This window comes from Gilvimarinus chinensis DSM 19667, assembly GCF_000377745.1.
In the GTDB taxonomy this organism is placed as follows: Bacteria; Pseudomonadota; Gammaproteobacteria; order Pseudomonadales; family Cellvibrionaceae; genus Gilvimarinus; species Gilvimarinus chinensis.
In genome coordinates, this window is the sequence record NZ_KB898710.1 from 254,083 (window position 1) to 267,227 (window position 13,145).

Annotated in this window: 2 protein-coding genes; both read left to right on the top strand. The window is 47.9% G+C overall.

Annotated features, from left to right (window positions below):
• The first annotated feature begins 2 nt into the window (after positions 1-2).
• On the top strand, positions 3-10,073 hold the full coding sequence (locus tag D568_RS21715) for a VCBS domain-containing protein (RefSeq protein ID WP_157497889.1): 10,071 nt from the start codon (positions 3-5) through the stop codon (positions 10,071-10,073).
• Between the two features lie 178 nt (positions 10,074-10,251).
• On the top strand, positions 10,252-13,145 hold a 2,894-nt coding region (locus D568_RS0114640), incomplete at its 3' end, for an Ig-like domain-containing protein (protein WP_026287069.1).

Sequence of the window (13,145 nt, forward strand, 5' to 3'; positions counted from 1 at the left end):
CTGTGGTTGACGTACGTATAGTGTCGATTCAAGGGAAGGCTTGGTTTAGAACCGAAGATGGCCGTGTTTTTTCAATTGAGCAAGGTCAGCTGTTTGAACAGAAAGGTGAGCTGATCTTGGACCGCGGAGCTAAGCTGGTGCTCAGCTTTGGCGATACCGATAGCCATGAGTTCGTAGGGCCTGGAAAGTTAGCGATTGACCCCGCGTTACCGTCAACCGATAACGAAGATGAGCTAGAAAGCCTAGATGCTCAAGATTTTCAGTGGGTGTTGCAACCCGCTCAAGAACAAGACTTTTCTAACCAAGAGTTAGGCGCTCAAATATCCGAAGGTTGGCACTATGTAGTGGTGTTGAGACGAGTCGGTGAAGATTTAGACGGTTTTCGCCCCATAGGTGCGGTGCAGAATCTTGAGCCCGACCTGTTTACTGCGCAAGCGGCAAGACTTTTGGGGGATGAGCCACTTGATCCAGACCCTGTAGACCCGGATCCAGATCCCGTTGGCCCTGACCCTCTGACCCCCGTTGTTCCTCCTGATCCAGACATCCCTAATCGCCCTCCCGAAACGCAGGATTTGTATTTTACAATTCCAGAAGACACGTCTATCGATAGCGATATACCTGGCTCTGATCCGGATCGCGACCCACTGACCTACACCATTATTGCTGACCCCGAGCACGGAAGCGTTACCCTTGACCCCGAAACCGGGGCTTTCGTCTATACGCCCGATGCAGATTATTTCGGTCCAGATCAATTTCAGGTGGCTGTAAGTGATGGTCAGCAAACGGTTAGCCAGACCACTTATATCGAGGTTACACCGGTAAATGACCCGCCGGTGGCAGAAGATCTGTATTTAACCACGCCTGAAGATACGCCTATCCCTGGCGGTATCACAGCCAGCGATGTCGATGGAGATACTTTAACTTATACCGTAATTACCCCCCCCAGTTTTGGTGAGGTTGAATTTAATGAACAGACTGGTTCATTTAATTATCAGCCCGGCCTGGACTATGTGGGAGAAGATCAGTTCACCGTATTGATCGATGATGGAAATGGAGGGACAACCGAAGCGGTGGTTTATATTACGGTTACCCCGTTAAATGATCCTCCGGTTACACAAGATCTTTACATTACGACGCCAGAAGATACACCCGTGCCCGGTGGCATTGTCGCCAGCGATATCGATGGCGATGCACTAACGTATACCGTCGTCGATCAGCCAGCTTTTGGCGAAGTAGAATTTAACAATACAACCGGTACGTTTGAATACCAGCCGGACCCGGACTACGTGGGTGAAGATCAGTTTACTGTATTGGTAGACGATGGTAATGGCGGCACAGCGCAGGCTGTGGTTTACATCACGGTGACACCTGTTCAGGATCCGGCCATTATTTCGGGTGACGATATAGGCGCTGTCATCGAAGACGAAAGTGATCCGACACTGCGGGATGAAGGGAAGCTAGAAATTTCTGATCCTGACGCGGGTGAAGAGCAGTTCGACCCTAATTCAGTGATGGCCCAAGGCGATACGCTCGGTTCTATGAGTTTAAGCTCCGATGGATCTTGGCAGTATCAGCTGAGTAATTCCGATGCTCAGTATTTAGCCGCAGGTGAGCAGCGTATAGAAACCTTTACTGTTGCCAGTGTAGACGGTACTACAGCAGAGGTTGAGGTGACCGTAACGGGGGTGAACGATGCGCCTGAGGTATTTACAGTCAGTGGGGACACTGACAGCGCCACTTTAACGGAAACGAACGATCCGTTAGCCGCATCGGGGCGTTTGAGCACAACGGATGTGGATATAGCGGATTATGTACGAGCCGATGTAATAGATGTTCAGATATCGGGCAACAGTGGCTCTTTAAGTAATTCAGCGTTGTTAGCAATGTTAAGTGTCAATAGCGGTGATGTTATCGCATCAGGTGATGCCGAAGGGGCGGTGAATTGGCGGTTTAACAGTGGTAGTGAGGCGTTTGATTTTCTTCCCCAAGATGACACTCTGACCCTTGAGTATACGGTAGAAGTAACGGATTCATTTGGTGCTAGTGCTACTCACCCGGTGACAATCCTTATCACTGGTACCAATGATGCTCCTGTCATCACGGGTGGGGATCAAGGCGAAGTCATTGAAGACGCCAGTGATCCTGAATTAACGTATAACGGTCAGCTTGAGGGGTACGACCCAGATGGTAATGAGAGTGCTGTAAATGATGCCATTGCTCCCATTGCCGTAGGGACTGTGCTCGGTAGTCTCAGTATCACTGCTGATGGTGCCTGGACCTATGTAGTTGCTAATGCTGATGTGCAGTATCTTGCTGAGTCTGAAATCCGCGAAGAGCGCTTTTTAATTACTACCGCCGACGGCACTCAGCATGAAATGATCGTACAAATTCACGGTCGTAATGATGCCCCTGAGATTTTTCTTGAAGCCGGGGATAGTGACACTGCGAGCCTGGTGGAATCTGATAGCGCTGCACAAGCTGACGGTAACCTTTCTGCAGAAGACGTAGATGTTATAGATCAGGCTACAGTGTCTGTTTTAGATGTGTCAGAGAATATTCCAGGTGCATTTGATAAAGCTCTTTTGCTTTCAATGTTTAGTGTGGACTCTGGGGCCGTTATCTTATCTGGTGAGACCTCTGGTGATATCCAGTGGAGTTTTGATAGTGGTGATGAAACCTTTAATGTCATACCCGAAGGTGTTCAATATATTCTCACCTACACAGTACAAATTACTGATTCAATTGGTGCAATAGATACCCACGAAGTAACCATTACTATTACAGGAACGGACGACAAGCCAGTATTTACTGGTGGTGATAGCGGGGGCGTTACTGAAGACTTAAATGTCCAGCCAGGAAATGTTTTAACCTACAGTGACCAATTGTTGGGTTTTGATCCGGATTATGGCCAGTCTCAAATAAACGACAGTATTCCCCCGAGGGCGATAAATAATGTTCTTGGAAGTTTGGTAATTGATAGTTTAGGAAATTGGACCTACGAAGTAGATAATGCCGCTACACAATATCTTGCGCAGGGGCAAAGTAATTTTGACCTGTTCCAGGTGACTACGGTAGATGGGGCCACTCATGTTATTGCTGTGCAAATTCATGGTACTAACGATGCTCCTGTGATCAGTGTTCAAGTCGGCGATGCTGACACGGCTTCATTGTTAGAGTCTAACGAGAACTTACGCACCGAAGGCACCTTAACTGTATCGGATGTGGATGTGCGCGATACGGTAACGCCAGTTGTTGATTCGGTTTCAGTGACCTTTGGTGGTTCGGTAGCTATTGATAACGCGACTTTGTTATCAATGTTTAGTGTAGATGCCGTTGCGGTAATTTCTTCTGGCGATACGACAGGGAAAATCAACTGGTTGTTTGATTCGCAAAGTGAGGCCTTTGATTTTTTAAGTGAAGGTGACTCTCTGGTACTTACATACCTTGTATCGGTAGAAGACAATTTTGGCGCGGTTGATCAGCATGAAATATCGATTACCATAACCGGTACCAATGATAAGCCTAGGCCCGTCCCGCAAGGTATAGACGATCAGAAAAATGAAGATCTTGAATTAATTGCGGCCGTCGATATCAGCAGTAGTTTTAATGATGTTGATAACGGCGATGTATTAAGTTTTTCCGCTACTGGATTGCCGCCAGGACTAAATATATCCGCCAGTGGAGTCATTACCGGAACTCTCGACAGCAGTGCTTCTGTGGGCAGCCCCTATGTAGTTGAAGTCACTGCTACGGATGCTCAGGGTGCCACCGCTGTGCAAGAGTTTACCTGGGTAATTACCAACCCCGCTCCTGACTTTATCAATGAAACCACCGGTGTCGATGATGACACTTATGAGTATACCGTTTACGAAGGCGTAATTACTGAAACGGCTGTGATTCAGGCACAAGACCCAGACGGGGATAGCCTAAGCTATAGCATCATAGCGGGAAATGAAGATGGCCTTTTTGCTATAGATTCGGCCACCGGGGAAATGCGAATAACCCGTGAGGTTGATGACCCGGATTTAGGGGTGCGAGAGCTGATTGTTGAGGTTGACGATGGAGAGGGAGGACGCGACCTTGGCACGGTAGTAGTGACACTGCTGAACGTAAATGATCCGCCTATTGTATATTCGGACCTTGTTCAGGTGCAGGAAAATCAAGGGATAGATGCCCGTGTACCAACACCTTTTGATATTGATAGTGCAATAGACCCACTCGGCTATCAATTAATTGATGACAGTGGAATAACTGGTGGCAGCCTGACATTTAATGCAGATGGCTCTTACTATTTTGATACCTTGACGGATTTTGAATATCTGGCACAAGGGGAAACAACCACGGTCAGTTTTACCTATCGGCTGGAAGATTCGGAACCAGACTTCGACAATAACTCAATTTTTAGCGATCCTGCCACAATCACAATTGAGGTTGTGGGGGTGAATGACGTGCCGAGCTTTAGTGGAGAAGATACAGCGTCGATTACAGAAGACTCTGGGGTCTATGATGCTTCTGGAACTTTACTGGTTAACGATGTGGATGTGGGTGAGTCTGCTATTGATGCTACTCGCCCGCCTGTATCACAGGGTAATAACCTCGGTAGCCTGAGTATTTTTGCCAGTGGTGAGTGGAATTATACGGTCGATAATGCTGACCTGCAGTACCTCGCCGCAAATGAAGTCCGGGAAGAGGTGTTTACCGTCTTTTCGGTAGATGGTACCGAGCACTATGTCAGCATAACTTTAAATGGTGTTAATGATGCACCTAATATTCGGGTAAAAGGAAGTGATGTTGACTCTATAAGCCTCTCTGAAACGGATGAAATCTTGTCTTCCGGTGGGCGCTTAAGTGTTACGGATATCGATGTGGCTGATGTCGTCACTCCCTCAGTGACCAGTGTCAACGTGCAGTCCGGAAACTCGGGCAGTTTGAATAACAGCGCTTTGTTGGCAATGGTGAGTGTGGATGTTGGTGCTGTGGTTAGTGGTGGTGCAACCGACGGTAAAATTAATTGGACCTTCGACTCTGGAAATAACGATGCCTTTGATTACCTGCCGGAAAATGACAGCCTGGTCCTTGAATACGTAATTACTGCTACAGATTCGGAAGGCGCGACTGACTCCCAAACCGTGACCGTTACCATCGTTGGGACAAATGACGAGCCCGAAGTGTTGGATGATGTTGTATCGACCGATGAAGACACTCCTTACAGCGATGTTGTTCCTACCGCGATAGATGATGATGGCAGTGTATTAAGTTATACCACAGCCGGTAGCCCCGCTTTGCCGTCAGGACTGCTCACGTTTAATGCGGATGGCAGTTATACGATGAATCCGGTCGGGGCCTACGATTATTTGGCGCAAGGAGAAACAACCGAATTTGTTTTCAGTTATCGTGCGTTAGATGATGCTGGTGATGTCAGTGATTTCGGGCAGATCACGGTCACAATTTTGGGGGTGGATGACCCGACTCAGGTAAGCACTGGTTCAGGAACAGTTCGGGAGGATACGACATTCGATGCCGCTGGACAGTTGAAAGTATTCGATATTGACAACCCTAACATGTCTTTTGTCGCAAATACTTATAGTGATGCGTATGGCACTTTAGTGGTGGCGACCGATGGTAGTTGGAGTTATACGTTAAATCAAAATTCAACAGTTGATGCTTTAGAAGCTGGTGAGACACACAGCCAGGTTTATACCATCAGCCTGAGTGACGGAGGGGATTCTGCCACTGTTAATGATGATAATGTGACGACAACGGTAACCATTGATATTAAAGGCGTTAATGATATTCCCACGGTGGAAGACCTCAACTTCAGTGTTTTGGAAAGTAATAATCTTGAACTTCGAAGTGTTGCTGGTAGCGATATAGATGGCACTATCTTTGGGTATGGCGTTCGCACCGATGTTGAAGCTGGTATTTTAACATTTCAGCCCAACGGGATTTTCCGCTTTCAAACGAATGGTGAGTTTGATTACTTGGCGGCTGGTGAAGAGCACAATGTCAGTTTTACTTATGCCGCGGCAGATAATAACGGTGCTTTATCTGAATCTGGCACGGTGACGATTACGATTATCGGTGTAGATAATGCGCCGGTAATAGGTACTGGTAGCGGTAGCGTTGTAGAGGATCTGGAGCCAACCGCTACCGGTGTTATTGCGGCGAATGACATTGATAATCCAAATTTAGAATTTATAGCCAGTACTTATGTTGGAGCGTATGGCGATTTAACGGTTAATGCGGATGGCTCCTGGAGTTATACGCTAAGGTCTACCGATGCCGATCCTTTGGATCAGGGCGATGTTGAGACGGAGACTATTAACGGTGTGGCACTTAATGACGGATCGGTAACGTCAGTTTCAATTGATATTACAGGCACCAACGATGCTCCTTTGCTAAACCAACCATTAATAACGATATCGGTGAATGAAGACAATACCTTAAACGACTACAGCTTATCCTCTGTAAGTGATGTTGATAGTGACGATAGTGTGGGCGGCTATACCCTGATTGATGGTTCTGAGTTCCCGGCGGGTAGTTTAATCTTTAATACTGATGGCACATTTACCATTGACCCCCGCTTCCAGTTTGATCATTTAAATGAAGGGGAGTCTGAAGAGGTATCGTTTACCTATCGCGCATTTGATAGTCATGGGGAAGCCTCGGACATAGGCACTGTGACTGTTACCGTAGAAGGGGCAACAGATGGCCCTAGCGATCCAAATGTGGTTGAAATCGTTGAAGGCGATGCGCCAGACGAAATTATTGTTACAGGAGGACCTCTCGATAACTTTGTTCAAGGTACTTATACCGATAGCTCGGGCTATGGTGAATTAGTCGTAGACTCTAACGGTTACTGGACTTATACCTTAAACAACCCGGCCTTAGCAGACGAAATTGCCGCAGGTGAAGACGTTACTCTTAATATCAATGCCGGTGGCAGTGATGATGTGACCGTGACGATAATAGGAACTAATGATGAGCCAGTTGTTACTAATGTTGGTTGTGGAACCTTTGAAACGGGCGAAAACTCCACTTTAACGGGTAGTGTGCCGGTCGGTACAGATGTTGATGGCACTGTCGTGTCGTATCGAGTTGTTGACTCTTCAGGTTTGGCGGGAGGGTCAATCACCTTCAGTAATGATGGAACTTTTATATTTGATCCTGGAACTGCATTCGACCCGATGGACGCTGGTGACATTCAGTCGCTGTCTTTTACTTATCAAGGAATTGATAACAATGGGGCGGTCAGTAATGTTGGATCCGTTTGTATCACTATTAATGGTGAAGACGATCTGCCCTCTTTGACTACCGGTTCAGGCTCGGTAATAGAAGACGATATGGCGAACAACAGCGCAGCCGGCGCTTTGTCTTTTACTGATATTGATGAAGATGATGCTGCTGGAAACGCAGTCTTTGTGGTTCAATCAAATTCGCAAGGTACCTATGGCAGCTTTAGCATAGATGCTTCGGGTAACTGGGTTTATACGCTTGACAATAATGATCCTGATACTGATGAGCTAAATCATGGAGAAGCAGTAACTGAGACCTTTAATGTCAGCAGCGATCGGGGTGATACAACCGTTACGATTACAGTAACAGGTACTAATGATATTCCCGTTATTGATTCCAGTGACCCGAATATAGCGGCGACAACCGATGAAGATTCTATTCTCAATGGTACCTTACCCTCTGCAACGGATGTTGATAGTTCAGGGCGTATCGTGGGGTATGTCCAGAATGGTGGATTGATTTATTCAAGCGATTCTTCCGCGGCGCCAGGTGAGCTGATTTTTTATGCCGACGGTAGTTATGTGTTTGACCCAGTCGGATATTATGATTATTTGGCCGAAGGGGAAAGTACAACGGTTGAGTTTAGTTTTTCCGCTGTTGATAACGAAAGTGGTGTAAGCGTCCCCCAGACGGTAGCAATTACCATAACTGGTGTGGATGATGCGCCGGTAATTAGTTCGGCTACTGTGACTGTTTCGGAAGATGATAGTAACCCCGCTGCTAGCGGAAGTTTAACGGCTGATGACCCCGACGGCGATGCTGTACTGACCTTTAACCCAGAAACCATTGAGGGTACATACGGTAGCCTCACTATAGATGCAAATGGTCAATGGACTTATTCGTTGAGTGACGACGCACAGTCACTCGGTGCAGGTGAAACCGGCGTAGATACAATTAATGTGGGCCTGTCCGATGGCAGTAGTACCACCGTAACGGTTAACGTAGAGGGGATAAATGATATCCCTACGGGTGAGGATGTTACTGTTACGATCGACGAAGATTCCAGTATCAGTGGTGTACTTCCTGCGGCTACAGATGTCGATGGAAATGTAATTGCTTACCGCTTGGCGGCAGGCAGTTTTACTGGTCCTGGTACAGTGAGGGTTAATACCGATGGCAGTTACACTTACGACCCTGGTGACAGTTTTCAGGGGCTTGATGCCGGTGATACAGCTGAGGTGAGTTTTCAGTATTTAGTTCAAGATAATAACGATGGCATCAGTGAGCCTATAACAGTGACCATCGTAGTAACTGGCGTTAACGATGCGCCCACCTCCACCGTCATTGAGGATCAAAGCAGTGACGAGGGTGCTTCCATTTCACTAAACCTGTCTAGCTATTTTAACGATGTTGATGAAGACAACGTTTTTACTTTTTCGGCCACGGGCTTGCCGCCTAGTTTAAGTATTGATTCCAGTACGGGAGTTATTAGCGGAAATTTAAATGCCGATGCTGCGGTTGATTCTCCTTACTCCGTTGAAGTGACGGCAACGGACTCGGAAGGTGTTTTGGTTAGTCGCAGCTTCACTTGGTCTGTTAATAACCCGGCCCCAGACTTTGTTAATGAAACGTCGGGGCTGGATGATGATATGTACACCTTTGTCGTGAGTGAAGATGACGCTTTGGGCACAGTGGTTGGATCGAGTGTTGCCGTTGATCCAGACAGTGATGAATTAACTTACGCGATAGTGTCTGGAAATGCTGCCGGGTTGTTTGCTATGGACACGGCTACAGGCGAGATAACGCTAGCTCGCACTGCTGGCGATGAAGATGTAGGTAGCTATAGTCTGCAGGTGCTAGTGGATGATGGTGAGGGCGGCACAGATACCGCAACGGTCAATATTGACGTTGCTAATGTGAACGATGCTCCTGTTGCTTATACCAATACTCTTACTGTTGATGAGGAGTCAACTGCGACACCATTGGGATTGAGTTCTCCTGTTGATGCCGATGGAGATAGTTTGACGATCACCGTTACATCGCTCCCCGCCGTGGGAGTGATAACTTTATCTGATGGAAATGCCGTAGAGATTAATGACGCTTTAACTCAGGCGCAGCTGACAGGGTTGCTATATAACGCTCCGGATGAGATTGCGACGGCTACTACGGTAACCTTCAGCTATACAGTGGATGATGGTCAGGGAGAGTCGAACAGTGTACAAACTGGTGGCGTAGACATAACCATCAATCCTGTCAATGATGCTCCGGTGGCAGTAGACGATGAAGTATCCAATGTGCCGAATAACAGTGCCGGTTACATCATCGATGTATTAAGTAATGATGTTGACTCTGATGGTGATGCTCTCACGGTTATTTCTGCTTACGCTCAATTTGGTGAGGTTTCAATTAATTCGGACGGTACGCTCACCTATGTTCCCGACACTGATTACTCGGGAGAAGACTCTATTGTATACAGAATTAGTGATACCTCTGGTATGACAGATGTAGGGAGGGTAGCGATTACCGTAAGCGATGCTTCCGTAGCTGCAGCGCCGGCGAGCTACTCAAGTACTTGGAAAACACAGGCGGCACCTGAAGCTCTACCACACGGTAAGAGCAGCCGTTTGAAAGTAGCGGATTTGCTTGAGGAAGATGATGGCGATTGGTTGGGGCAGGCTTTGCCCGGGGATGAGTCGCCCGCGTATCAAACCTATACTTCTTCTGCGAGTGCTGGCGAAGGCTATAGTCGAGGTGGCTGGTCTTTGCCGTTCGTATCTAATGAGTCTTTAGAAGGCACTAATTTTTTCGAGCCTTCCCAGCAAAATATAGATTTCTAATAAGTACAGGCCATTGACACCATACCGTCTCCGTTTAACTGAACGGAGGCGGTATTCTTACATACTGTCCTTTTGGACAATAGACCGCACCTTCCTATCACCCTATAGTCATAAACAATACCCGAGGTCCGTTTTTGGGCTCTCAATTCACTTATTGTTGTTAATGGGTTAATAGATTATGGCTAATCAATCTGCGTCAGTTATCTCACTTCAAGGTCGCGCCTGGGCTAAAGACTCCGAAGGTAATCTACGAGAGCTAAAAGTTGGTGATGTACTTGCCGCGGATGAGCAGCTGGTAAGTGAAGCCAATACGCAAATAGTACTGGACTTTGGGGGTGAAACCGCCAGTCTTACAGGGGCTCACACTGTTTCCATGAGTCCCGACCTGTGGCCAGAAACAGCAGCCCTCGAGTCTCAGGCCAGTCTGCTTGAGAGTCAATTTGAAAGCATCCTCGCCAGCCTTGATAACAATGATGAAATGCTGCAGCAGCACCAATTTAATGATATCTACGCTTCTCTTGATGTTAATGATGAGCTTCTCGGGGCCACCCCCTTCGAAGTCATTCTTAGTGCTCTAGAAGTCAATGAGGACTTACTTCAAGACAATCAATTTGCGGATATTTACAGTAGTTTAGCGGCGAATGAAGCATTATTAAAAGACAGTGACTTTTCCACCATATACAACTACTTAGCTGAAAACGATGCGCTTTTGTTGGATGCGCGAGTCGATGATTTGCTTGCCTCTTTGCAGGCTAACGAACAGGCTCTGTTAGCGGGCGATGGCGATTTGTTAGACCAACTCGGGGAAGCGCCTGCAGCGGGGAGTGCCGGTAGTGAAGGTGGCAACAGTTTTGTTCGCCTATCGCGCATCAATGAATCGGTTGCAGATCCAAACTTGAGTGTGTTCTCGGCCCGAGCAGGTCAATCGCAAACGTCTCCCGAGTCCGATGTTCGCGCCAATGAAGCTCCTGAAATAGCCGCTCAATCGTTCAGCACCTCTGAGGATACGCCGCTTGAAGGGCAAATTGATGTCGCTGACCCGGAGAATGATGGCCTGACGTTTGTATTGATCGGTGCACCGGCTAATGGCCAGGTGCAGATCGATCCGCAAACGGGTGATTTTGTTTACAGTCCTGCGGAGAACTTTAACGGCGATGACAGCTTTACCGTTCAGGTGAGTGATGGCCAGCAAAGCACCACAGAGGTCATAGCGGTTCAAGTTCAACCCGTAAATGATGCGCCCCAAAGTAACGACGAAACCCTCACTACCCCTGAAGATACCCCGGTATCAGGTCAGGTCGAGGCAACAGACATTGACTTGCCCGAGGGCGATGCACTTGTCTTTAGCCTAACAACTCCTCCCGAGAATGGTGTTGTTTCGTTAGACGAAAGCACTGGTGAATACACTTACACGCCCGCTGGCAACTACAGCGGTGAAGACAGTTTTGTTGTGACTGTGACTGATTCGGCTGGGGCCACAAGCACCTCTGTTATTGATGTGACGGTGACTCCTGTAAATGATTCGCCTGAAGCGGTAGACGATAGCGTCGCTACCACAGCAAATACAACCTCCACAGGCAATGCGTTAGATAATGATTTCGACACAGACAGCGAATCGTTGAGTGTTTCAACATTTAGTATCTCTGGCGATGCCACGGTTTACACCGCTGGAGATACTGTTGCCATTGACGGTGTAGGTCAATTTCAGTTGCTGGCCGATGGCAGTTTTAGCTTTACACCGCTTACAGGCTTTGGAGGGTCAATCCCCGAGGTCACTTATACCGCAACCGATGGCGAGCTTACCGATACGGCTGTAATCCGTTTTGCGGATATTCCAGCACCGGGGCAACCCGGGGGGCCAGCATTGCCCGTTGCCAACATCACTTTGGATACCGTCACTGCAGACAACTTGATTGACGGTAGTGAAGCAAACCAAGACATTGCTCTCTCTGGCTCTGTGTCAGGTGATGCGAAAGAGGGTGATGTTGTTTCTCTGGTAATTGGCGGAAACTCCTACAGCACGGTAGTTACAGGTAATGGCACTTTTTCAGTGGTAGTACCCGGTAGCCTCCTCGCTGCAAACAATAGCGTTTCTGCGTCGGTGGCGGGTCAGGATCCTGCTGGAAATAATTATTCGGCTTCTACGGTTGTAAATTATGAGGTAGATCTCTCTGGGCCAAGTATCAACATTATTGATGGCAATGGAAGTGAAGTGGGGGAGCAGTTTAGCCAGGAGGCCAGCGCAGAGAGCGTTAGTGGTGAAGTAGTTGTATCTGCAACTTCAGGTATTAGTCAAATCACCGTTAATGGTGTAAGTATTATTAGTTCCAACCCGCAGACCCCTATATTGATCGAAGGTGATTTTGGCTCGCTCTATATAGATGGTTACGATGTTAATACAGGCCAAATTACTTATACCTATACTGAAAACGGTAACGCTGAAAATCACTCTAATGGTGATCAAAGTGTTATCGATCAGTTTACTTTCAGTGTCACAGATAACGCGAATACCACTACCACAGATGTGCTGGACATATTGATTGGCGACACGGAACCAGAGGCCGTAGCTGACAGCTTTGCAGCCACTGAAGATCAAGTGTTTTATGGCAATGTGAGCACCAATGATACGCAAAGCTCTGACGGTAACACTTACAGCGTAGAGGAGGGCGGTGGCCCTTCATTCGGCACGGTTAACATGAATGCCGATGGTACATTCGACTACACCCCTGACGCTAATTACAACGGCAATGACAGTTTTACTTATACCGTCGTGGACGGAGATGGGGATGTTCGCACGTCGATCGTTGAAATCGCGGTAGCTTCTGTCAACGACGAGCCGGTGGCGGTGGCCGACAGCGCCAGCACCGCGGAAGACACGGTGCTCACGAGCAGCGTGGATCTGGATGCGAACGACACGGACCTGGATGGCGACAGCCTGAGTGTGGTGGCGGGCACGTTCACCACGAGCGAGGGCGGCACCATCGTGATCGCCAGCGACGGCAGCTACACCTACACGCCGGCGGCGAACTTCACCGGCACCGACACGGTGGACTACACCGTGACCGACGGCAG